Here is a 24,035-nt window from a genome sequence, read left to right as displayed (position 1 = left end):
GCGAATCCGTTATGAACTGGGGTAGTCGAATCCGCCATGCGCCATGAGCGAACATGGGCGCACGCGGTATTTCGAGCCACTGCAGTTCGTACCAGACTCAGGTTCAATTCAGACCTTGTGGTTGATCAGCAGGCCTTGCATCTTGTCGATGGACTTGGCGATGGCGATCGCTTCTTCGCTGGGGATCTGGCGGATCACGGTGTCGGTGGCGGTGTCGACAACCTTGACGATGGTCCTGCCGGTGTCCTGATCCTTCGAGAAATTCAGGGCGGAGGCATTGTTCGCGGCAAAGTCGTTGAGCTTGCTCACGGCATCGTTGACATCGCTCTCTGTTGCGCGACGTGCTTCCGGTGTGGCTGCCGGTGCGATGGTCGATACCACGGGATCGGGCTTGACGGCGGTCTGCGGCAAGGCATATGCCGTACCGGAATCGCCAGCAGCTGTGATATTAAGTGGGGCAATCGACATGTTACTACTCCCTTCCTTAAAGGAACGTGCGGAGAATAAAGCCTATCCTCCGCACGTCATCCTACCTAGCTATCAGGCTTATTTCAACAGCGACAGGACTTGCTGCGGTGCCGAGTTGGCCTGCGACAGCATTGCGTTACCAGCCTGTTGCAGGATCTGCGCACGGGTCAGGTTGGCAGTTTCTGCTGCGTAGTCGGTATCCATGATACGGCTACGGGACGAGGTGATGTTCTCGCTCGACACTTGCAGGTTGCTGATGACCGCGGTGAAGCGGTTCTGAACGGCACCGAACTCTGCACGCTTGGACGAGATCAGGCTGATGGCCTTGTCCAGGTTGGTGATCGCCTTCTGTGCGTCGCTTTGTGCGGACGGAGCAGCAACTGCCTTGTCCAGAGCCAGCTTGGCGCTGTCCACAGCCTTTTGCAGGGTCACGGCCGAAGCAGCCAGGGCGCTGGCGGTCAGGGTCGAGCCGGTAGCGAACAGGTTGTCCAGCTTGGCTTTGGCCGAGGTGTAAGTGTTCTGAGCGGTGCTCACGCCGGTGGTGTCGCCCAGACCGATCAGGCCCTTGGCGCTGGTGCCGATGACGTCGGACATGGTGCCGTTGTTCGACAGGTCATCCAGGGTGATGGTGATCTGGTCGTTCAGCTTGTTGTCTTGAACGTTGGCGCCAACCTGGAACGACAGGGTCAGCGAGGACTTGACATTGGCCGAGTCCGAACCGACGCCAGCGGATGCGCCTTGACCAGCGCCGGTGAACAGGTTTTGGCCGTTGAAGCTGGTGCCGTTCAGCACGCGGAAGACTTCGCTGGACAGTTGCTTGTATTCGTCGTTCAGGGTCTTGCGGTCTTGCGCGCTGTTGGTGCCGTTCGAAGCTTGAACAGCCAGTTCACGCATACGCTGCAGGTTGTCGGTCACGGTGGACAGAGCGCCTTCAGCGGTCTGGGCCATCGAGATGCCGTCGTTGGCGTTACGTTGTGCAACTGCCAGACCCTTGATCTGGGAGTTCATGCGGTCGGCGATGGCCAGGCCGGCGGCGTCGTCCTTGGCGCTGTTGACGCGCAGACCGGAGGACAGGCGTTGGATCGAGGTGTTCAGCGACGACTGCGACGCATTCAGATTGCGTTGCGTGTTCAGCGACGCAATGTTGGTATTGATGACTGATGCCATGTTAATTCTCCTAAGATTTGAGACCGATGATCCGAGTTTCAGTGCTTAACTTTGGTCTTCTACCCATGAGCCCCAGGCGTTTCAACCTCTGTTGATTGCTTTATCGGGCAGTCTTGGAAAAAGTTTAGGGTTTTTCGCAAAAAAATCTTTTTCAAGGCTTTCCGAACTAAAACTACGTGCTTTGAAACTCCAAGCAAATCCTTTTTCGACGCCGATCAGGAAAACTTTAGGGAAATCTTTGTTGAAACCGAGAAATTTTCGCTCCAACGAAAAAGCCGCTCTGTGCGAGCGGCTGTTGTCCTGGAATGCGCCGGGATGCAGTCTTATTGCTGCACCTTTTTCTGTTGCAAACTGATTAACTCTTCGGCGACGCGTTTTATCACCGAGTCCCAGTCACTGAAGGTCGGCTGACGGAACAGGCGCATGCTCGGGTACCAGGGCGAATCGTCACGGTCTTGCAGCCAGCGCCAGTCGGGAATATGTGGCAGCAGCACCCAGGTGGGGTGGCCAATGGCGCCGGCCAGGTGCACCACGGAGGTATCCACGCTGATAACCAGATCCAGGTTGTGGATGGCGGCGGCGGTATCGGCAAAGTCTGCGCACTGGTCGCCCAGATTGTGCGCGGTCCGGTCCGCAGGCAAGTTCTTCAAGCCTTCCATGGGCTTGCCCTTTTGCAGGGAGTAGAACTCGATCTTCGGTAGGCCGAACAATTGCTTGAAGGTCTCCAGAGGAATCGAACGGTGTCGATCATTGCCGTGCTCCGGGTTGCCGCCCCACACCACGCCCACGCGCAGATGCTGTTCTGATGTTGTCAGCGAGGCAATTTTCTGCCGCCAGTCTTCTGCCAGGAGCGGATCGGCTGCCAGGTAGCTGGGGAAGGAGGGGATGTCGTCCACGGTATCAGTGCCCAGGGCGTAGGGCAGGCTCATCATCACGTAGGCGCAGTCGCAGGGGGGGAGCGGGTCACTTTCCCGGATCAGGGTGACTTCTGGTGTGAACGACTGGAACAGCCGATACAGCGGATTCTTCACGTGCACCGCCACCCGGGCGCCGCGATCCATGACCAGGCGCGCATAACGCAGGAACTGGATGCTGTCGCCAAAACCCTGCTCGTGCATCAGCAGTACGAACTTGCCCTCCAGTGAGCTTTTGCCATCCCACTTGGGAATGATCTGGAACAGTTTGTGGATGAGCTTGTAGACGTAGGCGCGTTCCCTGGTTTCCAGGCGGCTCTCGTGGCACGCCCAGCCTTGCTTGAGCTCGCCGTGCAGCAAAAGGCTCAGGGCCAGGTTGTGCTTGGCCGTCGGATAGTTGGGGCGCAGTTCGAGCGCCTTGCGGAAGCTTTCAACGGCCTCGTGGGTGTCTCCATGATCGTGCTGGATGGCGCCGATGTTGTTATAGGTCAAGGCCTGCTTGGGATTCAGCTCCAATGCCTTGTTGAACATGCGCATGGCATCGTCGAAGCGATCCTCGGCGGAGAAGTAGCTGGCGCCGATCTTGAGGTAGCTGTTGGGGTCCTTGGGTGCGATGTCGATGACCCGTAGCAGGTGTTCGTGGGCTTCGCCAACCTTGTTCAGCTTCAGATAGGTATCGGCAATCTTGTTGTGGGCATAGGTATCTGTCGGATCCAGCAGGATGGCGGTCTTGTGAGACTCCAGGGCTTCCTTGTACATCTCCATGGCATGGAAGGCTTCCCCCAGGGCGGTGTGCGAGGGGGCAAAGTTGATCTGCAGCTCCAGCGATTTGAGGATGGTGGCGACCGCTTCGTCATAGCGTTTGGCTTCCACCAGTGCCCGGCCCAGGTGTGAGAGCGGGCCAGGAGCCTCGGGTTCGCGCTTGACCGCATCTTCGAAGTAGGCGATTGAGGCGTCCGGGTCGTTCTTTTCATGCAGGGCATTGGCCAGGCCGATGCGGGCCGTGCGGCTTTCCTTGTCGACTGCGATGGCCCGTTCATAGGTGCTGATGGCCTCGTCGATACGATCCTGCGCCAGGAGTGTGCTTCCCAGATTGCTCAGGTATTCGGCATTCTGTGGATCGGCAGCGATGGCCTTCCGCAGATAAAGTTCGGCTTCGCTGTTGAGGCCCTCGTGCATGGCGATGAGTCCGCGTGCATGGTTGGCAAATACCAGGTTGGGCGCGCGGGCCAGCACTGCGATACACAGCGCCTTGGCCTCATCAACCTTGCGATTGTCCAGGAGGTCCAGGCATTTGCGGACATCCAGCAAGTCTTGCAGATTGGACCGGGCGGCGGCCTGGGTGGGGTTGCCGTGCTTGTTGCTGCTCTTGCGCGTCGACATCTAAAAGGGTCCTCTTGGTTGGGCGCATGCGCTGCGCCAGACATAGCTATCCAGCAGAAATAATATGCGCAAGGGCCGGATGCCGAAGAGGCGAATAGAACGCAAAAAACCTTCGTTTTAGACGAAGGTTTTTGTTGAAGGGGCAAGGGGCGGGGCGCTGCCGTTGCGTGAAAGGCGGGCAGTCGTGCTGCCCGGAGCATCAGTTCCAGCTGCGCAGCAGGCCCACTGCCAGCCCTTCCAACGCAAACTGTTCTTCCTCAGGCTTGACGATGATGGGGTCGAACTCCGGATTTTCAGGGAACAGGGTGATGACCGAGCCGGTCTTCTGGTAGCGCTTGACGGTGACCTCGTCAGCCAGTCGTGCCACGACGATCTGGCCATTGCGGGCTTGATCGGCCTTGCGCACCGCCAGCAGGTCGCCGTCGAGGATGCCAGCGTCGCGCATGGACATGCCGCGCACCTTCAGCAGGTAATCAGGCTTGCCGGCAAACATCGCCGGATCGACCTGATAGGTCTTTTCCACGTGCTCCTGGGCGAGGATCGGTGAGCCCGCAGCGACCCGTCCGATCAGCGGCAGGCTCAGCTGCATCAAGGCCGGATGAGGCAGGGCCATCTGCCTTGCACCCAGGGTCTGGCCGCCGGATTCACGCAGGCGGATGCCGCGCGAGGTGCCAGGGGATATTTCGATGGCGCCCTTGCGGGCCAGAGCCTGCAAGTGCTCTTCAGCGGCATTGGCGGAGCGGAAGCCCAGCTCGGCGGCGATCTCGGCGCGCGTGGGGGGGAAGCCGGTGTTCTCGATGGCGTTCTTGATCAGGTTCAGGATCTGTTCCTGGCGCGCGGTCAGTTTGAGCATGGGGTGGGCCTTTCTCTCGGGGAAGGCTGTGTGGATGAACAGTCTGTATTTTTATACAGGTGCAATCCTTGTGTCAACGGCAACAGGCGTTTTCCGGCATGGAAAGCACGGGCTTTCCACTTTATATATAGTGAGGTGAAGGATCGTGCGACCCGCCAGAGGTCCGGAATCGCCGCGCCACTGTCTCCGCCTGGCCTCGCCGGCGATAGCCGACATTGCTGTTCCGTGCAAAACCGTGTATGATCTTGGGTTTTCCTCTTCCCACACCCGTCTTGACGCCGGGGTGGGCGTCTTCAATAAGTCCATAAGGAGTCTACATGCGTCATTATGAAATCGTATTTATCGTCCACCCGGACCAAAGCGAGCAAGTGCCGGCGATGATCGAGCGTTACAAGGGCATCGTCACCACCCGCGGCGGCAAGGTTCACCGTGTCGAAGATTGGGGTCGTCGTCAACTGGCCTACCAGATCCAGAAGCTGGCCAAGGCTCACTACGTCTGCCTGAACATCGAAGTCGACAGCGAAACGCTGGCCGAGATCGAAACCGGCTTCAAGTTCAACGACGCCGTCCTGCGCCACCTGACCGTCAAGATGAAGAAGGCCGAAACCGGTCCTTCCCCCATCCTGAAGGCAGTGCAGAAGGAAGACGCGGCCAAGAGCCGTACCGAAGCACCGGCAGCCTGATTGCGCTGCGATTCATAGCGGAGAGTGAACCAGCTTCAAGTCATCGCCAGCCTGGCCGAACGTGATGTATTGCGTTATACGCCGGCCGGTATCCCGATCGTGACTGCCAGGTTGCAGCACCAGTCGGAGCAGATGGAAGCTGGCATGCGTCGCCAGGTCGAATTCGAGATCGCGGCGATGGCAGTAGGAGAAATCTCCGGTGCGCTCAACAAGGCTGCGCTGGGAGAAGTCTTCCGCTTCACCGGCTTTCTGGCCCGCAGGAATCGCAACAGCAAGAGCGTCGTGTTTCATATCGTTGATTTTGGCGCTGTCCCGTCCGAAGACTGACGAGAGACTGCGCTAAAAAGACCTTACCCAATTTTTAGATACAGGAGCCAAATCATGGCATTCGGTAAAAAGTTCGATAAAAGCAAGCTGAAAAACAAGCGTCAACAGCAAAACCCGCTGTTCAAGCGCAAGAAATTCTGCCGTTTCACCGCCGCTGGCGTTGAGCAGGTCGATTACAAGGACGTGGACACCCTGAAGGACTTCGTCCAGGAAAACGGCAAGATCATGCCGGCACGCCTGACCGGTACCAAGGCCCACTACCAGCGTCAGGTTGACACCGCCATCAAGCGCGCGCGTTACCTGGCCCTGCTGCCGTACACCGATCTGCACAACGCGTAATCTGCGCCGAGAAATAGGAGAAAAACATGCAAGTCATTCTGTTGGAAAAAATCGTTAATCTCGGCGGTCTGGGTGATGTCGTGCGCGTCAAGGACGGTTTCGCACGTAACTTCCTGATCCCGCAACGCAAGGCCCGTCGTGCTACCGACGCTGCCATCGCTGAATTCGAAGCCAAGCGCGCCGAGCTGGAAAAGGCCGCTGCCGAGAAGCTGGCTGCCGCTCAAGCCCAAGGCGAGAAGCTGGCTGGTGCCACCGTGGAAGTGTCGCAGAAGGCCGGCGTTGACGGTCGTCTGTTCGGTTCCGTGACCAACTTCGACATCGCTGAAGCCCTTGGCAAGAAGGGTTTTGCCGTGGAAAAATCGCAAGTGCGTCTGCCCAACGGCCCGCTGAAGATCGTTGGCGAACACCCTGTGTCGGTTGCTCTGCACACCGACGTGGTGGTCGACGTCACCATCGCAGTGAAGGGCGAGCAAGCGTAATACGCCTGTTTACTGCAATTCGTTTTGCAATAGAAAAGCCGGGTTCGCCTGGCTTTTTTATTGTCATTTTGCTTCTGCTCCACCTGCGGGAAAAGCCTGCTGGCCTGCCACCCGGCAAGAATGAAACCTCACATACGTTCCTCGGGTCGGCATGATCCTGCAAAAACGTCCACCTGAACCAACGGCTTCACATCAGCAGGTTATAATGCGCGCCATGAAAGAATCGTCCCGCGGCAATCCTGAATTTTTCCGCGGCCAGAAGGAGTCTTCCGATCCCCAGATCGATGCGCTCCGTGTGCCGCCACACTCCATCGAGGCCGAGCAATCGGTGCTGGGCGGCCTGCTGCTGGATAACGCAGCCTGGGACCGCATCGCCGATTTCGTCAGCGCGGAAGATTTCTACCGCTACGACCACCGCATCATCTTCGAGCACATCGTCAAGCTCATCAACAGCACCAAGCCGGCGGACGTGATCACGGTCTATGAGGCCATGTCTACCAGTGGCAAGGCCGAGGAGGTCGGTGGCCTGGTCTATCTGAACGCGCTGGCGCAGAACACGCCGTCGGCGGCCAATATTCGCCGTTACGCCGAGATCGTGCGTGACCGCGGCATCCTGCGCAAGCTGATCACGGTGGCCGACGAAATCTCCGGCAATGCCTTCAACCCGCAGGGCAAGGACGTCAAGTCCATGCTCGACGAAGCCGAATCCAAGATCTTCGCCATCGCCGAAGAGGGCTCGCGCGGCTCGCAGGGTTTCATGGAAATCCAGCCGCTGCTGACCCAGGTGGTGGAGCGTATCGACGAACTCTACAACCGCGACAACACCAGCGACATCACCGGCGTGCCTACCGGCTTCATGGATCTGGACAAGATGACCTCCGGCCTGCAGCCGGGCGACCTGATTATCGTCGCCGGTCGTCCTTCCATGGGTAAGACGGCGTTCTCGATCAACATCGGCGAACACGTGGCGATCGAATCCGGCTTGCCGGTGGCGGTATTTTCCATGGAAATGGGCGGCGCCCAGCTGGCCATGCGTATGCTGGGCTCGGTCGGTCGTCTGGACCAGCACCGCCTGCGTACAGGTCGCCTGCTGGACGAGGACTGGCCGCGCCTGACGCACGCCATCCAGAAGATGAACGATGCCCAGTTCTACATCGACGAAACGCCGGCGCTGTCGCCCATCGAATTGCGCGCACGCTCGCGTCGTCTGGCGCGCCAGTGCGGCAAGCTGGGCCTGATCATCATCGACTACCTGCAGCTGATGTCGGGTAACGGTGGCAGCTCGTCGGAAAACCGCGCCTCCGAAATCTCGGAAATCTCGCGTAGCCTGAAGGGCCTGGCCAAGGAACTCAATTGCCCGGTGATTGCGCTGTCGCAGCTGAACCGCTCGCTGGAACAGCGTCCCAACAAGCGCCCGGTGATGTCTGACTTGCGCGAATCCGGCGCCATCGAGCAGGATGCCGACGTCATTTTGTTCATTTACCGGGATGAAGTCTACAATCCGGACTCGCCCGACAAGGGCACTGCGGAAATCATTATCGGCAAGCAGCGTAATGGCCCCATTGGCAGCATTCGCCTGTCTTTCCTGGGGATGTATACCAAGTACGACAACTATATCGGGAATCTGGCGCAGCCCTACGGTGGCGACTGAACGGTTGGGGTGGCGGGCAGCGATGGCCGTCGCCGCAGGAGGAACACGGGTGGCGAGGGCCACCCGTGTCATGCAAGGCGGATGGCTCCCGAGGCCGTCCGTGCAGGACCGGCAGGGCGGGATTCCGGCTTCCAAGGGGGCAAGCCGCAGGCCGGTTCGAAACGGCGCCCGATACGGGCGCTAACCATTGATGAGAGAGAAAAATGTTTGGACGATTGATGCCGACGGAAGGCAAATTCTTTGACCTTTTCAATCAGCATGCAGAGCTGGCGGTCAAGTGCGCGAAGGAAATGGTGGCGCTGATGACCAATTTCGACGACCTCGAAATCCGTGTGCACGCCATTGAAGCCGTCGAGAAGGAGGCCGACAAGGTCACGCACAATGCCATCGAGTTGCTGCACAAGACCTTCATCACCCCGCTGGACCGCGATGACATCCACCAGCTGATCACCCGCATGGATGACATCCTGGACCTGCTGGAAGATGCCGCCCAGACCATCTCCCTGTACGACATCAAGGCCATCACGCCGGAAGCCAAGCGCCTGGCCGAGTTGTGCCTGTCCTGTGCGGAGAAGGTGCAATCGGCCGTGGGCCTGCTGTCGAACATGGACAATTCGCGCCAGATCCTGGCCATCTGCCAGGAAATCGACCGCCTGGAATCCGATGCCGACCACGTCATGCGCGCTGCCATGTCCAAGCTGTTCCGCGACGAGCCGGATGTGCGCACGCTCATCAAGCTCAAGGCCATCTACGAAATCCTGGAAACCGTCACCGATCGCTGCGAAGACGTGGCCAACATCATCGAAGGCATCATCGTCGAAAACGCCTGATCCCCGGCGTAGCGGCGATTCCTCCGGGGAACGCCGCTGGCTTCACACAACGGTTTCCCCATGCAAACAATCCAAATCAGCTTACATATCCTCGCGCTGTTGATCGTCCTGGCGCTGCTGTTCGACTTCATGAACGGCTTCCACGACGCCGCCAATGCGATTGCCACCGTGGTCTCCACCGGTGTGCTGCGCCCGCAGACGGCCGTGGCCATGGCGGCCTTCTTCAACCTGGCCGCGGTGTTCGTTTTCCACCAGTTGCACGTGGCGGCTTCGGTCGGCAAGGGCACCATCGACCCCGCCATCGTTGATCAGTACGTCATCTTCGGGGCCTTGATCGGCGCCATCTTCTGGAACCTCGTGACCTGGTACTACGGCATTCCGTCCTCGTCCTCGCATGCCCTGATCGGTGGTCTGGTCGGTGCGGCTGTGGCCAAGGCCGGCACGGGGGCCCTGATCTCGGCGGGCTTGCTCAAGACGATTCTCTTCATCGTCCTGTCGCCCTTGCTGGGCCTGGTATTCGGCTCGTTGATGATGCTCATGGTGTCGTGGATATTCTTCCGTTCCACCCCCCGCAAGATCGATGGCTGGTTCCGGCGCCTGCAGTTGCTGTCGGCCTCCATGTACAGCCTGGGCCACGGTGGCAACGATGCGCAGAAGACCATCGGCATCATCTGGATGCTGTTGATCGCCTCGGGTTATTCCTCGCCGGAAGCGCCGCCGATGTGGGTCATCATCTGCTGCTACTGCGCCATCAGCCTGGGTACCTTGTTCGGTGGCTGGCGCATCGTCAAGACCATGGGACAGAAGATCACCAAGTTGAAGCCGGTCGGTGGTTTCTGTGCCGAAACCGGCGGTGCCATCACGCTGTTCATCGCCACTGCCCTGGGTATCCCGGTCTCCACCACCCACACCATCACCGGCGCCATCGTCGGGGTGGGCGCGGCGCAGAAGATGTCGGCCGTGCGTTGGGGCGTGGCCAGCAACATCGTCTGGGCCTGGATCTTCACCATCCCGGCTTCGGCCTTCGTGGCGGCGATCGCCTGGTGGATCGGCGTGCACGTGCTGTAAGCCATCCCCCTGGTCGTTGCCTGTGCAGCGGCTGTCCAAAAGCAAAAAGCCACGAACTTCGTGGCTTTTTGCTTTGTTGCGGAAGGAAAGTGCTTACAACACGTCGCTGGCGTGATCAGCCAGGCGGGAACGCTCGCCCCGCGCCAGAGTGACGTGGCCGCTGTGCGCCCAGCCCTTGAAGCGGTCGACCACATAGGTCAGGCCGCTGGAGCCTTCGGTCAGGTAGGGCGTGTCGATCTGGGCGATATTGCCCAGGCAGACGATCTTGGTGCCCGGACCTGCACGCGTGACCAGCGTCTTCATCTGCTTGGGCGTGAGGTTCTGCGCTTCATCGATGATCAAGAACTTGTTCACGAACGTACGACCGCGCATGAAGTTCAACGACTTGATCTTGATACGCGAACGGATCAGGTCCTGGGTCGCTGCACGGCCCCATTCGCCGGCGTCACCGTCAGACTTGTTGAGCACTTCGAGGTTGTCGTCGAAGGCGCCCATCCAGGGGCCCATCTTTTCTTCCTCGGTCCCCGGCAGGAAACCGATGTCTTCGCCGACCGGGACCGTCACGCGGGTGACGATGATCTCGTTGTAGAGCTTGGTTTCAAGCACCTGCGCCAGGCCGGAAGCCAGTGCCAGCAGGGTCTTGCCGGTACCGGCCTGACCCAGCAGGGTGACGAAGTCGCACTCCGGATTCATCAGCAGGTTCAGCGCGAAGTTCTGCTCGCGGTTGCGGGCGGTGATGCCCCAGACGCTGTTCTTGGCGTGGCCGAAGTCGCGCAGGGTCTGCAGTACCGCCGTCTTCCCGTTGATCTGGGTCACCTGGCCATAGAAGGCCGGTTCGCCGTTCTTGGGCTCAATGAAGACGAACTGGTTGACCAGCAGCGACGGCACGTAGGGACCGGTGACGCGGTAGTAGGTATAGCTGCTGCCGTGGCGGCTTTCCTGCCACGACTCCATGCCCTTGCCGTGCTTGTTCCAGAAGTCGTCCGGCAGCTGCTGGATGCCCGAGTACAGCAGGTCGGTATCTTCCAGCACGTGGTCGTTGAAGTAGTCTTCGGCGGGCAGGCCAATGGCACGCGCCTTCAGGCGCATGTTGATGTCCTTGGACACCAGCACCACCGGACGCTCCGGATACTGCTGGTCCAGCGCCCGGACCACGCCCAGGATCTGGTTGTCGGCCTTGCCCTCGGGCAGGCCTTCCGGCAGGGCGGCATTCTGCAGCTTGGTCTGGAAGTACAGACGGCCCTTGGCATCCTTGTTGCCCAGCTTGGAGAGCGGAATGCCCAGGTCGATGGCGTCCTCGGCGATGTCGGACACCAGCGCATCCAGCGAACGCGAGATCTGGCGCGCATTGCGGGCGACTTCGGACATGCCTTTCTTGTGGTTGTCCAGCTCCTCCAGCGTCACCATGGGCAGGTAGATGTCGTGTTCCTCGAAGCGGAACAGCGAGGTCGGATCGTGCATCAGCACGTTGGTATCCAGCACGAACAGCTTGGACTTGCCCAGCTTGTCAGCCACGCGGCTGGTGGGCGACTTGGGACGGACTTCGGCGCTCTTGGGCGCAGCTTTGGGTTTTTCGGCGACAGCAGCGGTCTTGCCGGAGATGCGCGCACGGGGTGCTGCGACCTTGGCATCGGCAACGGGAGGAGCGGCTACGGCGACTTCTTGTGGTGCGACAGCGGGAGCGGACGTTTCAACGAGAGTGATGTTCGGTTTGACAGGCTTGTTGCGATCGGCCTTGGGATAGTCCTCGGGAGACAGCATCGAAGCTGGTTTGCTCGGCATTTTGGGCAGGGGCATCAGGACCTCGGAAGTGGATGAAGAAAACTCCGCTTTGTCAGAGCGAACAGGTGAAGCAGAACAGCGAACAGCAAAGGGAAGCAGGGTGAAGCTGCCGGGCCGAGAAGTCTAATGAAACCCTTGCCGGGCAAGCTGGCAAACGGGTGGGCAAGGGCTTGATTAGAGGTGGCGGCAAATCGAAAAGTAAAAAAGCCGTTTCGGCAGGCCTGAGGCCTAAACCTGAAACGGCTTCCAGCAAACGTTTTTCTGTTTGAATTCAATGGCTTGTATCGTTTGACCGCATTTTTTTCGAACGCGTCGGAAACGCTTGCCAGACGGATCCTTCGCTGCCGGAACCAGCTGCCTTTTGGGCAACACGACAGTCGCGGCAGCGAATATCGTTTAGTTCAGGCAAGGGTGTTGATGAAGGCCAGTACCTCATCCACGTGGGCAGGAACCTTCACTCCACGCCATTCTTTCACCACTTTACCTGCGCCGTCAATCACAAACGTGCTGCGCTCCACGCCGCGAACCTGCTTGCCATACATGTTTTTCATCTTCATGACATCGAACATGGTGCACAGGGTTTCATCGGGATCGGAGATCAGCTCGAAAGGCATGCCCAGCTTGCCTTTGAAGTTTTCATGCGACTTCAGGCTGTCGCGGCTGATGCCGAAGATTTCGGTATTGGCGGCCTGGAATTGCGGGTGCAGGTCGCGGAACTGCATGCCCTCGGTGGTACAGCCCGGGGTATTGTCCTTGGGATAGAAGTACAGCACCAGGTTCTTGCCCCGGTAATCGGCCAGGTTGAAGGTCTTGCCACTGGTCATGGCGGCCGAGAACTCCGGCACGGTCTTGTTCAGGATGGATGGTCGGTCTGTCAAAATGGCGCCCCGTAGGTGAAGTCTTGTTGGTGGAAGTGATGCCGGCCAGAAGCTCGATCTGTTGCCCGGATTACATGGCCTGAACGATCATCTCGCCCGAGCGGCCGGGCAATTCGCCCCAGCTGATCGGCAGGATGGGCAGGACGTCGTTGCGGATACTGTCGTAATAGTCACCCATGGAGACCAGTTCGTATCCCTGGGCGCGCCAGCCTGCCAGCAATCGTTCGAAAATGGGGGCGAGTTTCTGCCCTTCAAGTTCGGCGTGCAAGGTGAAGACATGGTCACGCGGCTCCCTTGTCAACTGCAGCAGGAAATCGGCGGCTTTGCCCGCATCGATCAGCTTGCCGCCGATCTCGCGGCCCAGGATTTCGTCCAGCGTCGGCAGGGTGGTCGGCAATTGCACGCAGGACAGCGGCTTGCCGAATGCCGAGAGCCGATGCGGGCCGGCATCCTGGTCGGCCAGACGGCCATCCTCGCGCAGTTGCGAGCGACCGTCGGAGGAGTAGGCCATGCCGAACTGGTCCAGTTGCACGAAGGCATGGTCGTTCATCTGCCAGCCGGCGGCGCCGTGGGTACGCGGGGTCTCGCCGAAAATCTCGCGGTAACGGGCATGGGACCGGTGCATGGTCTCGACCGTCCACTGGGCATCGGCGGTACGCACATCGTCCTGCCAGACGCGGTGGTCCCAGGTGTGGATGCCGCATTCGAAGCCGGCATCACGCGCCTGGCGCATGAAGCCGGCACAGGTCTTGCCGATGTCCGGTGCCGGCAGCAGAGTGCCGTACATCAGGGTCTTGATGCCATAGTGCTCCACCACCGAGGTGCGCGACACCTTGCTGAAGAAGCCCGGACGGAAAATCTGCTTGAGCGCCCAGCCGGTGTGGTCGGGGCCCAGCGAGAACAGGAAGGTGGCGCCGGCGCCATGGCGGCGCAATTGCGCGATCAGGTTGGGGACGCCGACGCGGGTGCCGCGATAGGTGTCGGCGTCGATCTTGAGTGTGAGTTTGGGCAATTCGCTGAACCGGGAATGGGTGATGGCCGTGTTGCGCCATGGTGTGGGGCGGGCTCTGGAAGAAGACGCCAACGCCCGCCGACAAGTTGCGAGACTAGCATTGTGCGGCCGATAGAACAATATGCAGCGATGCAGCAAAATGGGGCAAACAGGCTGCAGATCGGCTCATGATGATGGTCTCTGTGACGGTTTCTCGCCAGAAAAAACAAAACCGCGCCAGAAGCGCGGTTTTGCGGGCCGTGGCGGGATGGAAATCAGTCCATCAGGGCGCGGGCTTCGGCGACCTGGCTGCGGTAGGCGTCGAAGATGTTGCGCAGGGTGTCGGCCATGGTGGTCTTGGGCGCCCAGTTCAGTTCTTCGCAGGTATTGGTGATCTTCGGGACGCGGTTCTGCACGTCCTGGTAACCCTTGCCGTAGTAGGCAGCGGAGGTGGTCTCCACCAGTTGCACCTGCTTGGCGGTGTCGGCGTATTCCGGATACTCCGCAGCCAGCTTCAACATCATGTCGGCCAGATCCTTGATGGAGTAGTTGTTGACCGGGTTGCCGATGTTGTAGATCTTGCCCGTGGCCACGCCGCCTTCGTTGGCGATGATCTTCATCAGCGCATCGATGCCGTCATCGATATAGGTGAAGGCGCGCTTCTGCAGGCCGCCGTCGACCAGGGAGATGTTCTCGCCGCGCACGATGTGGCCAAAGAACTGGGTCACCACGCGGGACGAGCCCTCCTTGGGGGTATGGATCGAGTCCAGGCCGGCGCCGATCCAGTTGAACGGGCGGAACAGGGTGAAGTTCAGGCCGGCTTCCATGCCGTAGCCCCAGATCACGCGGTCCATCAGCTGCTTGGCGCAGGAGTAGATCCAGCGCGGCTTGTTGATCGGGCCACAGATCAGCTCGGATTCTTCCGGATCGAATTCCTCGTCGTGGCACATGCCATAGACTTCCGAGGTCGAGGGGAAGACCAGGTGCTTCTTGTACTTGGCAGCCGAACGCACGATCGGCAGGTTGGCTTCGAAGTCCAGCTCGAACACGCGCAGCGGGGCGTTGACGTAGGTCGACGGGGTGGCGATGGCCACCAGCGGCAGGATCACGTCGCACTTCTTGACGTGGTATTCCACCCATTCCTGGTTGATGGTGATGTCGCCCTCGAAGAAGTGCATGCGCGACTTGTAGGCCTCGTTTTCCAGAATGTCGGTGATACGGTCAGTCATCATGTCCATGCCATAGACGTGCCAGTCCGTGGTTTCCAGGATGCGCTTGGACAGGTGGTGGCCGATGAAGCCGTTGACGCCGAGAATGAGGACTTTTTTCATAATGTTGAGAGCTAGTGAATGGCCGGACTTCAGGAGGCCATGTATTTCAGGTAATTGTTGAGTGAAGCATCCTGATCATTGATCTGGATGCCCAGGATCTGGAGGAAGTTGCCATCGCCACAACGGGCGTACAACTTGCCGCCTTCGAAGAACTTGTCCTGCATGCCATGGGCCCGTTGCAGGGCAGGGTGGGCCGATGGCGGAACCAGCCGGGTTCTCGTGACCGTAATTTTATCACCCGCGATTTCCTCGAAGGCGCCGGGGTAGGGCGGCGCCACCGCGCGCACCAGATTATGGACTTCGCGGGCGGTGCGGCGCCAGTCGATGCGGCCATCCTCGGGCTTGCGGCCGCTGAAGTAGCTGCCCTTGGACAGATCGTTGGGCAGCTGCGGCGTGCGACCCGCCAGCATGGCTGGCAGTGCATTCCACAAGGTCATCTCGGCAGCCACCACCACCTTGCCGAAGACTTCGTGCGCCGTGTCGTCGGGCAGGATGGGCACGGCCGTCTGGGCCACGATGCTGCCGGCGTCAGGCTTGACGGTCATTTCGTGCAGGGTGGCGCCGGTCTCGGTTTCGCCATGCAGCACCGCCCAGTTGATCGGCACGCGGCCGCGGTACTTGGGCAGCAGCGAGCCGTGCATGTTGTAGGCGCCACGGCGGGCGGTCGCCAGCACTTCCACCGGCAACATGTAGCGGTAATAGAAACTGAAGATAAAGTCAGGCTGCGCCGCCTGCACCTGCGCCAGCAATTGCGGCGACTTGGGGTCGGTCGGAGTGATGCAGGTGATGCCGTGCTCACGGCAGACCCCGGCCACGGAGCCGAACCAGATGTTCTCGGCGGCATTGTCTTCGTGCGTGACCACCAGCGAAACCTGCACGCCACGGGCGAGCAAGACTTTCAGGCAGCGCACCCCCACGTCATGGTAGGCGAATACGACGGCGTTCATAGGGCTTGCTTGTCTTCCGAAGAGGATTGCTCAAGGATGGCCTGCACCACATAGCGGGGGCGCGCACGCACCTGCATGTAGATGCGGCCGATGTATTCACCCAAAAGGCCGATCGAGAACAGGATCACGCCCATCAGGAAGAAGGTGATGGCGAACAGCGTGAAGACGCCGCCCACTTCCGCGCCGATCAGCAGGCGGCGCAGTACGATCAGGATGAACAGCGCCGCCGAGGCGAAGGACAGGCCGATCCCCAACAGCGAGAAGAACTGCAGCGGCACCAGCGAAAAACCGGTTACCAGGTCGAAATTGAGGCGGATCAGGCTGTAGAAGGAGTATTTCGATTCCCCGGCCGAGCGCTCTTCATGCTCCACCACGATCTCGGTCGGATTGCGCGAGAAGGTGTAGGCCAGGGCTGGCACGAAGGTATTGACCTCGCTGCAGCGGTTGACCAGGTCGATGACGTTGCGGCCATAGGCGCGCAGCATGTTGCCCTGGTCGGTCATCTTGATGCGGGTGATCTTTTCGCGCAGGCGGTTCATGGCCTTGGAGGCATAGGTGCGCCAGGCCGAATCCTGGCGCTTGCGGCGGATCGAGCCCACATAGTCGTAGCCCTCGCGCATCTTGGCGACCAGGTTGCCGATTTCTTCCGGCGGATTCTGCAGGTCGGCGTCCAGTGTCACCACGACTTCGCCCCGGGTCGCCTCGAAGCCGGCCATGATGGCCATGTGCTGACCGTAGTTGCCATTGAAGAGCACTACCCGCGTGACATCCGGGCGCAGCCGATACTGTTCGGCCAGGATGCCGGCCGAGCGGTCGCGGCTGCCATCGTTGACGAAGATGACTTCATAGCTGTAACCCAGCGCGTCCAGCGCCGGGTAGAGGCGCTCGAACAGTTTGGAGAGCCCGGATTCCTCGTTGTAAACCGGGATGACGACGGACAGTTCTGGTTTCATCAAATATCGAATGCTGGAAATGCAGGTACTGAAATAAATCAAAGGCCCGATGCGCTGCGACAGTAGCGGTCGCGGCGTTCAGGCCAGCGTGTTGCAAGGGTGACGAATTGCGATGGCTACAAATTGCGGAAATGCAAATAAATCGAATTATGCCGAAATTTTCGAACAATTCCGTAAAAATCAGCCCAGCACCGATTTTACCGTTTCAACCGCGCGCACAACGTCCTCTTTACGCATGACATTGAACATCGGCAGGGAAACGATGCGCTGGCCAACGCGTTCGGCCACCGGGAACATGCCTTCCTTGAAGCCGCGTTCACGGTAGAGCTTGAGCAGGTGAATGGCCGGGTAGTGGTAGCCGATGCCGACCTGCTTTTCCATCATCTTTTCCATGAAGGCAGCACGGGTAATGCGTTCCGGCAGCACCAGCTGGAACATGTGCCAGTTCGAGTTCTCGAAGTCGGCCACCGGCAGCTGGGCGCCGTAGTTGGCTTCGAAGTCGCTGCCGAAGCAGGCGAAGTAATGGCGTGCCAGTTCCTTGCGGTGGGCGGTCACTGCGTCGATATGGGCAAACTGGCCCAGGCCGATGGCGGCATTCACATCGGTCAGGTTGTACTTGCCGCCCAGCACGTCCACTTCCAGCCCGTCGAAACCGCTGCGGGTGACGCCCTGCAGGCGGTACTTCTCAGCCAGGCGTGCTTCGTCGGCATTGTTGAGCACCAGGAAGCCACCTTCGGCGCTGGTGATGTTCTTGTTGGCCTGCAGACTGAAGGAGACAAAGTCGCCGAACGAGCCGATGCGCTTGCCATTCCAGGTCGCACCCAGCGCCTGGGCGGCGTCTTCCACCACGCGCAGCTTGTGCTTGGCGGCGATCGCATACAGGCGGTCCATGTCCACCGGCAGACCGGACAGATAGACCGGGATGATCGCCTTGGTGCGCGGGGTGATGGCCGCCTCCAGGCGGTCCAGGTCGATATTGCGGGTGATCGGATCGATGTCGGCAAATACTGGCGTAGCGCCGGTTTCCAGGATCACGTTGGCGGTTGCCACCCAGGAGATGGGAGTGGTGATGACTTCGTCACCGGGGCCAATGCCGGCGATGCGCAGCGCGATTTCCATCGTGCAGGTGCCGGAATTGAAGGTACGTACGATGCGCCCGCCCAGATATTCCGACAGCGCCTTTTCGAAGGCCTGGACCTTGGGGCCGCTGGTGATCCAGCCCGAGCGCAGCACCTCGCCGACAGCGGCGATGGTGGCTTCATCGATGGTGGGTTTGGCGAAAGGCAGGAAGGGCAGCGAAGGCAGGCTCATGGTGGAATCCGGTCAGGCGATATTCAGGATGGGAGGGCCGGCGCGGCGCTGGCGGGCGCCGCGCGGCAACCCGGTATTGTAAATCAGCTTCGGGTCAGCAAGACCACGCCGACAATGATCACGCCGATGGCCAGCAGGCGCTGCATGGAAATGGCCTCGCCCAGGAAATACCAAGCGCCGATGGCGTTGATGATGTAACCCAGGGACAGCAGCGGATAGGCGATGGTCACGTCCACCCGCGACAGGCCGATGATCCACACGCCCACCGAGATCACATAGCACGACAGGCCGCCGATAATGGGCAGCTGGGTGGCCAGCTTCAGGCCGGTGGAAAACCAGTTGTCCGCGGTCAGATGGATCGCACCCACGGCATTGGTACCGGCCTTGAGCAGCAGTTGCGCTACTGCGTTCAGGCAGATGCCGACAAAGATGAAGCCAAAGGTCGCCAGGTTCATTTGCCGGCCTTCTTCTCGCCGTTGGCATGGGCAGAGCCATGGGTGGCAGGAGCGGCAGGAGTGGACGCAGGCGGCGGATCATTGGCCACGATGACGCGGCGCGGATCCTGGCCGATCAGGCGCATCGGCAGCTTGCGTTCGACCAGTTGCTTGTAGATCGACGGGTCGATGATGGCGATGTCCTTCTTGCCAGCCGCATTGTCGGCCACCCACTGTGCCACGAAGGCATCCACCGTCGGCAGCCACAGCTGCGGTTCCTGTTTCAGGCCGAACTCCATTTCATCGGCGTGTTGCACCAGGGTCATGGTGCGACGCAGGTAGAAGGGCAGGGCCTGTTCATAGCGGCCGACCAGGTAGATCGGGGTTTCCGGCTTGAGCTCGGCCTGCAGCGCCGGCACGTAGTCGACGCCGGCCGAATAGCGTCCTTGTGGGTCATGGCCCAGCAAGAGCAGCTGTCCGGCCACGAAGGCGGTCGCCGCCAGCGAGGTGACGGCCCAGTCCTTGTGCTGGCGCGCCAGGCGGATGGCGGCGATGCCGCCGACGAAGAAGATCAGGGTGGCGGCGTAGAGGTAGGGGACATGCGCCTCGACCAGCGGCAGCGAGTAGGCATCCTTGGCCAGCGAGGGCACGCGCGGGATAAAGGCCAGGGCCACGGCGGCCGGCAGCGCCACCAGCGAACCGGCCCAGGCCAGCGCCTTGTAATCGGCTTCTTCCAGGTAGCAGGCGATCAGCAGCGCCAGCGCCGGGAAGATCGGCAACACGTAGGAGGGCAGTTTGGAGTCCGAAATGCTGAAGAACACAAAGATGAACACTGCCCACACCAGCAGCAGCCGCTTGGGCTGGAAACGTCCGCCGTTGAGGCTGTTGTAGCCGGCCGTGTCGCGCTGTTCGCGGGTGCCTTTCCACAGGCTCTGGAAGAACACGCCCAGCCACGGGATGATGCCCAGCACCAGGATGGGAATGAAGTAGTACCAAGGGCCGGTGCGGCTATGGATCTTGGTGGTGAAGCGCTGGAAATGTTCGTGGATGAAGAAGAACTGCGGGAATTCCGGGTTGCGCAGCGACACCGCCACGAACCAGGGCGTACAGATGGCAAAGAACAGGATCAGGCCCTTGACCAGATGCAAGCGCTTCCAGATCGCCCAGTCGCGGGCGAAGAAGGTGTAGAGCACCAGCACCGCGCCCGGCAGCACGATGCCGATCAGCCCCTTGGACAGCACCGCCAGGGCCATGCCGGCCCAGCACAGCAGCATCCAGTTGCGCTGGCCCTCGCGGGAGGCGCCGTCGCGCTGGGCCATCAGCAGGGCACACAGGGCGATGGTCATCATGCCCGACAGGCCCATGTCCAGCGTATTGATATGGCCCATGCCGGCCCAGAAGAAGCTGGACGCCAGCACCAGTGCGGCATAGAAGCCCACGCGGCCGTTGAAGACGCGGGTTCCGGTATAGCCGGCCAGACCGATGCCGAGCAGGCCGCACAGGCCCGTCCACAGGCGCGCCTGCCATTCACCCAGGCCGAACAGCTCGAAGGTGATGGCATTCATCCAGGTCTGCAGCGGCGGCTTTTCGAAATACTTGATGCCGTTCAGGCGGGTGGTGATCCAGTCTTGCGTGGCCACCATTTCGCGTGCCATCTCGGCGTAGCGGCCTTCATCGGTGGGCACCAGGACGCGAGCGCCCAGCATCCAGAACCAGACCAGCAGGAAGAGGATAAGCAGCGTCCAGACGAACGCCTTGGATTTGTACAGTTCGCGCATTGACAGCGGTTCCTTGTTGCGTGTTCTTGGGTTTCTTGTCGCGGCAAGTGCCGGTTCAGGCTTGCGGCGCGATGATCAGCGCCAGTGCCACCTTGCGTCCCTCGGCCATGAGGATATTGTAGGTGCGGCAGGCGGCCTGGTTGTCCATGCATTCCACACCGATGCGGCGCGCCGTGAGCACGGTCGTCAGCTTGGGGTGGACGAAGCGCTGGCGCTCGCCGGTACCCAGGATGACCACGTCGGGCGCGGTGGCGTCGATCTGGTCGAAATGCTGCGGGGTGAGCGCCTCGAAGCTGTCCACCGGCCAGGGCACCGGCTCGGTTTCGGGCAGCACCAGCAAGCTGTTGGTGAAACGGATGGCATTGAGCTCGACACCGTCCTCATCGTAGGCGGTGACGGTCTGGTATTGCTTGGTCTCGGTCGTGTGGAGCTTCATCGCAGGATGGGCAGGATGGGTTGCAGGCGCCCGGTCCGGGCAGACGGCCGGGCCGGGATGTCATGGCGACATGCATCGCGGCAACGTGGTCGTAAAGTGCGCCATTGTAGCCGTTTCCGACCCCGGCGCACGCCTATTTGATTGATAAAATGCTTAGCTTTGGGCAAAATGGCCGGTTCCCGGGCGGCCCGTGGGGCGCCGCCGCCGGCCTTTTTGCAGGTGCTTTACATTGCACTGCAGCGGGCAGGAACATGCAGGAAAATGACGGCAAGCGTGTTAATGGAGAGGGCCGGGAGGCAAAGGTTCCGATCCCGCCATGCAAGCCGAGAGACCCGATGAGATCCGATGGGGGCCACGCTGGCCGAACCCTGCGAAACGATTAGAGGAAGAGCTGTGCGACCGATTCAGAAATCCAAGAAGCTGGCAGATGTGTGTTACGACATTCGGGGTCCCGTGCTGGAAAAGGCGCGTCAGATGGAGGAAGAGGGCCACAAGATCATCAAGCTCAACATCGGCAACCTGGCCGCCTTCGGCTTCGATGCGCCCGACGAGATCGTGCAGGACATGATCCGCAACATGGGCAATGCCTCCGGCTATACCGACTCCAAGGGCCTGTTCGCCCCGCGCAAGTCGGTCATGCACTACACCCAGCAAAAGAAGATCGAAGGCGTCACCATCGATGATATCTACCTCGGCAATGGCGCCTCCGAGCTGATCGTCATGAGCGTGAACGCGCTGCTCAACACCGGCGACGAAGTGCTGGTGCCGTCCCCCGACTACCCGCTGTGGACGGCGGCCGTGAGCCTGTCCGGCGGCACTCCCGTGCATTACGTCTGCGACGAGCAGCAAGGCTGGCAGCCCGATATCGCCGACATCAAGAAGAAGATCACCCCCAATACCAAGGCCATCGTTGTCATCAACCCCAACAACCCGACCGGCGCGCTCTATTCGGTCGAGGTGCTCAAGGAAATCATCGAACTGGCACGTCAGCACCAGCTGATCATCCTGGCCGACGAGATCTACGACAAGGTGCTCTACGACGGCAACACCCACACCTCGCTGGCCTCGCTGGCCGATGATGTGCTGTTCATCACCTTCAATGGCCTGTCCAAGAACTATCGTTCCTGCGGCTATCGTGCCGGCTGGATGGTGGTCTCGGGCGAGAAGAAGCACGCCCGCGACTACATCGAAGGCCTCAACATGCTGGCCTCAATGCGCCTGTGCGCCAATGCGCCAGGCCAGTTCGCGATCCAGACCGCACTGGGCGGCTACCAGAGCATCAATGACCTGGTCGGCCCCAATGGCCGCCTGACCAAGCAGCGCGACCTGGCGCACAAGCTCCTGACCGACATCCCGGGCGTGACCTGCGTGAAGCCCAAGTCGGCGCTGTACATGTTCCCGCGCCTGGACCCGGAGATCTACCCGATCAAGGATGACCAGGAGTTCGCCTACGAACTGCTGGCCGAGGAAAAGGTGTTGATCGTGCAAGGTACCGGCTTCAACTGCCCCACGCCGGACCACTTCCGCGTGGTGTTCCTGCCCAATACAGACGACCTGACCGAATCCATGGGCCGCATCGCCCATTTCCTGGAGGGCTATCGTCGCCGCCACGGCACCGCCTGACCGTTTCTGCAGTAACCCGTCCAGCCCGCTGATGCGGGCCGGGCGGCCTTTTTCATCAACCACGAAGACAATATGAAATCCATCAAAGTAGGTTTGCTCGGCATCGGCACCGTGGGTTCCGGTACTTTCAATGTTCTCAAGCGCAATCAGGAAGAGATTGCGCGCCGTGCTGGCCGCGGCATTGAAATTACCATGGTCGCCGTTCGCAACACTGCCCGCGCGACCGAACTGACCCGTGGCGAAGTCAAGGTCGTCAACGACGGCAACCTGGTGGTGAACGATCCCGAGATCGATATCGTCGTCGAACTGATCGGTGGCTGCGACATCGCCCGCGACCTGGTCCTCAAGGCGATTGCCAACGGCAAGCACGTGGTCACCGCCAACAAGGCCCTCATCGCCATGCATGGCAACGAGATCTTCAAGGCCGCGCAGGAAAAGGGCGTCATGGTGGCCTTCGAGGCGGCCGTGGCCGGTGGCATCCCCATCATCAAGGCACTGCGTGAAGGCCTGACCGCCAACCGCATCCAGTGGGTGGCCGGCATCATCAACGGCACCACCAACTTCATTCTCTCCGAGATGCGCGACAAGGGGCTGGATTTCGACGTGGTCCTGAAGGAAGCGCAGCGCCTGGGCTATGCCGAGGCCGATCCCACTTTCGACATCGAAGGTGTGGATGCAGCCCACAAGCTGACCATCATGGCCTCGATCGCCTTCGGCATCCCGGTGCAGTTCGACAAGGCCCACGTGGAAGGCATCACCAAGCTGCAGGCCAGCGACATCACCTATGCCGAAAAGCTGGGCTACCGCATCAAGCTGCTGGGCATCACGCGCCAGACAGGGAAGGGCATCGAACTGCGCGTGCACCCGACGCTGATCCCGGCCTCGCGCCTGATCGCCAATGTCGAGGGTGCCATGAACGCCGTGGTGGTGCGGGGCGACGCTGTCGGCGAAGCCCTGTACTACGGCAAGGGTGCCGGTTCCGAGCCGACCGCCTCGGCCGTCATCGCCGACCTGGTCGACATCACCCGCCTGGCCACGGCCGATCCGGAACACCACGTGCCTTCGCTGGCCTTCCAGCTCAATGCCATGGCCGATACCCCGGTGCTGCCCATGAGCGAAGTGGTGACCAGCTACTATCTGCGCATCCGTGTGGCCGACCAGGCTGGCGTGCTGGCCGATGTCACCCGCATCCTGGCCGATTCGACCATCTCCATTGACGCCATGCTGCAGAAGGAGCCGGGCGAAGGTGAACAGCAGACCGACATCATCATGCTGACCCACCAGACCCAGGAAAAGAACATCGAGGCCGCCATCGCCAAGATCGAAGCCCTGTCCACCGTCGTGGGCAAGGTCACCAAGATCCGTCTGGAAGAGCTGAGCTGATCCCTGGCCGGTCAGGTCTTGCCGCC

Annotated in this window: 23 protein-coding genes; 9 read left to right on the top strand and 14 right to left on the bottom strand. The window is 60.6% G+C overall.

Annotation, left to right across the window (positions count from 1 at the left end):
• Nucleotides 1–108: 108 nt before the first annotated feature.
• The 4 genes from VE092_RS22965 to lexA all read right to left on the bottom strand — a co-directional run bounded on the left by VE092_RS22965 (nt 109) and on the right by lexA (nt 4,785).
• Nucleotides 109–468: a flagellar protein FlaG gene (locus VE092_RS22965; protein ID WP_324880204.1), complete on the bottom strand. Its 360-nt coding sequence runs from the start codon at nt 466–468 to the stop codon at nt 109–111.
• 78 nt (nt 469–546) lie between these two features.
• Nucleotides 547–1,635, bottom strand: a complete 1,089-nt coding sequence (locus VE092_RS22960; RefSeq protein WP_324880203.1) for a flagellin — start codon at nt 1,633–1,635, stop codon at nt 547–549.
• Between the two features lie 323 nt (nt 1,636–1,958).
• Entirely contained in the window at nt 1,959–3,932 is a 1,974-nt protein-coding gene (locus VE092_RS22955; protein WP_324880202.1) for a tetratricopeptide repeat protein, read from the bottom strand.
• Nucleotides 3,933–4,131: 199 nt separating this feature from the next.
• Nucleotides 4,132–4,785, bottom strand: coding sequence for a transcriptional repressor LexA (gene lexA / locus VE092_RS22950; RefSeq protein ID WP_324880201.1), 654 nt, complete (start codon nt 4,783–4,785; stop codon nt 4,132–4,134).
• A 317-nt stretch (nt 4,786–5,102) separates the two neighbouring features.
• Between lexA and rpsF the strand changes: the two genes are divergently transcribed.
• The 7 genes from rpsF to VE092_RS22915 all read left to right on the top strand — a co-directional run bounded on the left by rpsF (nt 5,103) and on the right by VE092_RS22915 (nt 10,162).
• Nucleotides 5,103–5,468, top strand: a complete 366-nt coding sequence (rpsF, locus tag VE092_RS22945) for a 30S ribosomal protein S6 (RefSeq protein WP_006462645.1) — start codon at nt 5,103–5,105, stop codon at nt 5,466–5,468.
• A 24-nt stretch (nt 5,469–5,492) separates the two neighbouring features.
• Nucleotides 5,493–5,795, top strand: a complete 303-nt coding sequence (gene priB, locus VE092_RS22940) for a primosomal replication protein N (RefSeq protein WP_324880200.1) — start codon at nt 5,493–5,495, stop codon at nt 5,793–5,795.
• Between the two features lie 54 nt (nt 5,796–5,849).
• Nucleotides 5,850–6,134 (top strand): 30S ribosomal protein S18, encoded by a 285-nt coding sequence (rpsR, locus tag VE092_RS22935; RefSeq protein ID WP_006462643.1) that lies wholly within the window; start codon nt 5,850–5,852, stop codon nt 6,132–6,134.
• A 26-nt stretch (nt 6,135–6,160) separates the two neighbouring features.
• The gene (gene rplI, locus VE092_RS22930) at nt 6,161–6,613 is read left to right on the top strand and encodes a 50S ribosomal protein L9 (protein WP_324880199.1); all 453 of its coding nucleotides are present in this window, start codon (nt 6,161–6,163) and stop codon (nt 6,611–6,613) included.
• Between the two features lie 205 nt (nt 6,614–6,818).
• Nucleotides 6,819–8,264 (top strand): replicative DNA helicase, encoded by a 1,446-nt coding sequence (locus VE092_RS22925; protein WP_006462641.1) that lies wholly within the window; start codon nt 6,819–6,821, stop codon nt 8,262–8,264.
• Nucleotides 8,265–8,467: 203 nt separating this feature from the next.
• Nucleotides 8,468–9,094 (top strand): DUF47 domain-containing protein, encoded by a 627-nt coding sequence (locus tag VE092_RS22920; protein ID WP_006462640.1) that lies wholly within the window; start codon nt 8,468–8,470, stop codon nt 9,092–9,094.
• A 60-nt stretch (nt 9,095–9,154) separates the two neighbouring features.
• On the top strand, nt 9,155–10,162 hold the full coding sequence (locus tag VE092_RS22915) for an inorganic phosphate transporter (RefSeq protein ID WP_324880198.1): 1,008 nt from the start codon (nt 9,155–9,157) through the stop codon (nt 10,160–10,162).
• Nucleotides 10,163–10,255: 93 nt separating this feature from the next.
• On the opposite strand, the gene VE092_RS22910 is transcribed toward VE092_RS22915, so the two are convergent.
• The 10 genes from VE092_RS22910 to VE092_RS22865 all read right to left on the bottom strand — a co-directional run bounded on the left by VE092_RS22910 (nt 10,256) and on the right by VE092_RS22865 (nt 21,003).
• A complete protein-coding gene (locus VE092_RS22910; RefSeq protein WP_324880197.1) occupies nt 10,256–11,959 on the bottom strand; it encodes a PhoH family protein in 1,704 nt (567 codons plus the stop codon).
• A gap of 386 nt (nt 11,960–12,345) precedes the next feature.
• Nucleotides 12,346–12,822 carry a peroxiredoxin gene (locus tag VE092_RS22905; RefSeq protein WP_102662957.1) on the bottom strand — a complete coding sequence of 159 codons (477 nt, stop codon included), beginning with the start codon at nt 12,820–12,822 and terminating at the stop codon, nt 12,346–12,348.
• Between the two features lie 70 nt (nt 12,823–12,892).
• On the bottom strand, nt 12,893–13,834 hold the full coding sequence (locus tag VE092_RS22900; protein WP_324880196.1) for a xylanase: 942 nt from the start codon (nt 13,832–13,834) through the stop codon (nt 12,893–12,895).
• A 254-nt stretch (nt 13,835–14,088) separates the two neighbouring features.
• Entirely contained in the window at nt 14,089–15,144 is a 1,056-nt protein-coding gene (locus VE092_RS22895) for a bifunctional UDP-4-keto-pentose/UDP-xylose synthase (protein ID WP_006462634.1), read from the bottom strand.
• Nucleotides 15,145–15,173: 29 nt separating this feature from the next.
• Nucleotides 15,174–16,091, bottom strand: a complete 918-nt coding sequence (locus VE092_RS22890) for a formyltransferase (protein ID WP_324880195.1) — start codon at nt 16,089–16,091, stop codon at nt 15,174–15,176.
• Complete coding sequence (locus VE092_RS22885) at nt 16,088–17,044, bottom strand: glycosyltransferase (protein WP_324880194.1); 957 nt, start codon at nt 17,042–17,044, stop codon at nt 16,088–16,090. The genes VE092_RS22890 and VE092_RS22885 overlap by 4 nt, the downstream gene beginning before the upstream one ends.
• A gap of 180 nt (nt 17,045–17,224) precedes the next feature.
• Nucleotides 17,225–18,355 (bottom strand): DegT/DnrJ/EryC1/StrS aminotransferase family protein, encoded by a 1,131-nt coding sequence (locus VE092_RS22880; RefSeq protein ID WP_324880193.1) that lies wholly within the window; start codon nt 18,353–18,355, stop codon nt 17,225–17,227.
• An 83-nt stretch (nt 18,356–18,438) separates the two neighbouring features.
• Nucleotides 18,439–18,810: an EamA family transporter gene (locus tag VE092_RS22875; RefSeq protein WP_006462630.1), complete on the bottom strand. Its 372-nt coding sequence runs from the start codon at nt 18,808–18,810 to the stop codon at nt 18,439–18,441.
• On the bottom strand, nt 18,807–20,567 hold the full coding sequence (locus tag VE092_RS22870) for a glycosyltransferase family 39 protein (protein ID WP_324880192.1): 1,761 nt from the start codon (nt 20,565–20,567) through the stop codon (nt 18,807–18,809). The genes VE092_RS22875 and VE092_RS22870 overlap by 4 nt, the downstream gene beginning before the upstream one ends.
• 55 nt (nt 20,568–20,622) lie before the next feature.
• Nucleotides 20,623–21,003 (bottom strand): Mth938-like domain-containing protein, encoded by a 381-nt coding sequence (locus tag VE092_RS22865; protein WP_077237067.1) that lies wholly within the window; start codon nt 21,001–21,003, stop codon nt 20,623–20,625.
• 393 nt (nt 21,004–21,396) lie between these two features.
• Between VE092_RS22865 and VE092_RS22860 the strand changes: the two genes are divergently transcribed.
• Both VE092_RS22860 and VE092_RS22855 read left to right on the top strand, forming a co-directional pair.
• Nucleotides 21,397–22,626: a pyridoxal phosphate-dependent aminotransferase gene (locus VE092_RS22860; RefSeq protein WP_006462627.1), complete on the top strand. Its 1,230-nt coding sequence runs from the start codon at nt 21,397–21,399 to the stop codon at nt 22,624–22,626.
• Between the two features lie 72 nt (nt 22,627–22,698).
• On the top strand, nt 22,699–24,009 hold the full coding sequence (locus VE092_RS22855) for a homoserine dehydrogenase (RefSeq protein WP_324880191.1): 1,311 nt from the start codon (nt 22,699–22,701) through the stop codon (nt 24,007–24,009).
• Nucleotides 24,010–24,035: the final 26 nt, after the last annotated feature.

Origin of the sequence: Herbaspirillum sp. (assembly GCF_035644555.1) — a bacterium.
In the GTDB taxonomy this organism is placed as follows: Bacteria; Pseudomonadota; Gammaproteobacteria; order Burkholderiales; family Burkholderiaceae_D; genus Herbaspirillum.
The sequence above is the reverse complement of the archived record's forward strand: the minus strand, read 5'-3'. Positions and strand labels throughout refer to the sequence as shown.

Coding starts and splice junctions, on each gene's coding strand:
- VE092_RS22895 (WP_006462634.1), bottom strand. CDS start 15,144: ATGAAAAAAGTCCTCATTCTCGGCGTCAACGGCTTCATCGGCCACCAC.
- VE092_RS22875 (WP_006462630.1), bottom strand. CDS start 18,810: ATGAACCTGGCGACCTTTGGCTTCATCTTTGTCGGCATCTGCCTGAAC.
- VE092_RS22855 (WP_324880191.1), top strand. CDS start 22,699: ATGAAATCCATCAAAGTAGGTTTGCTCGGCATCGGCACCGTGGGTTCC.
- VE092_RS22865 (WP_077237067.1), bottom strand. CDS start 21,003: ATGAAGCTCCACACGACCGAGACCAAGCAATACCAGACCGTCACCGCC.
- rpsF (WP_006462645.1), top strand. CDS start 5,103: ATGCGTCATTATGAAATCGTATTTATCGTCCACCCGGACCAAAGCGAG.
- VE092_RS22890 (WP_324880195.1), bottom strand. CDS start 16,091: ATGAACGCCGTCGTATTCGCCTACCATGACGTGGGGGTGCGCTGCCTG.
- VE092_RS22885 (WP_324880194.1), bottom strand. CDS start 17,044: ATGAAACCAGAACTGTCCGTCGTCATCCCGGTTTACAACGAGGAATCC.
- VE092_RS22910 (WP_324880197.1), bottom strand. CDS start 11,959: ATGCCCCTGCCCAAAATGCCGAGCAAACCAGCTTCGATGCTGTCTCCC.
- VE092_RS22925 (WP_006462641.1), top strand. CDS start 6,819: ATGCGCGCCATGAAAGAATCGTCCCGCGGCAATCCTGAATTTTTCCGC.
- rpsR (WP_006462643.1), top strand. CDS start 5,850: ATGGCATTCGGTAAAAAGTTCGATAAAAGCAAGCTGAAAAACAAGCGT.
- VE092_RS22955 (WP_324880202.1), bottom strand. CDS start 3,932: ATGTCGACGCGCAAGAGCAGCAACAAGCACGGCAACCCCACCCAGGCC.
- VE092_RS22880 (WP_324880193.1), bottom strand. CDS start 18,355: ATGAGCCTGCCTTCGCTGCCCTTCCTGCCTTTCGCCAAACCCACCATC.
- lexA (WP_324880201.1), bottom strand. CDS start 4,785: ATGCTCAAACTGACCGCGCGCCAGGAACAGATCCTGAACCTGATCAAG.
- VE092_RS22920 (WP_006462640.1), top strand. CDS start 8,468: ATGTTTGGACGATTGATGCCGACGGAAGGCAAATTCTTTGACCTTTTC.
- VE092_RS22915 (WP_324880198.1), top strand. CDS start 9,155: ATGCAAACAATCCAAATCAGCTTACATATCCTCGCGCTGTTGATCGTC.
- VE092_RS22965 (WP_324880204.1), bottom strand. CDS start 468: ATGTCGATTGCCCCACTTAATATCACAGCTGCTGGCGATTCCGGTACG.
- rplI (WP_324880199.1), top strand. CDS start 6,161: ATGCAAGTCATTCTGTTGGAAAAAATCGTTAATCTCGGCGGTCTGGGT.
- VE092_RS22960 (WP_324880203.1), bottom strand. CDS start 1,635: ATGGCATCAGTCATCAATACCAACATTGCGTCGCTGAACACGCAACGC.
- VE092_RS22870 (WP_324880192.1), bottom strand. CDS start 20,567: ATGCGCGAACTGTACAAATCCAAGGCGTTCGTCTGGACGCTGCTTATC.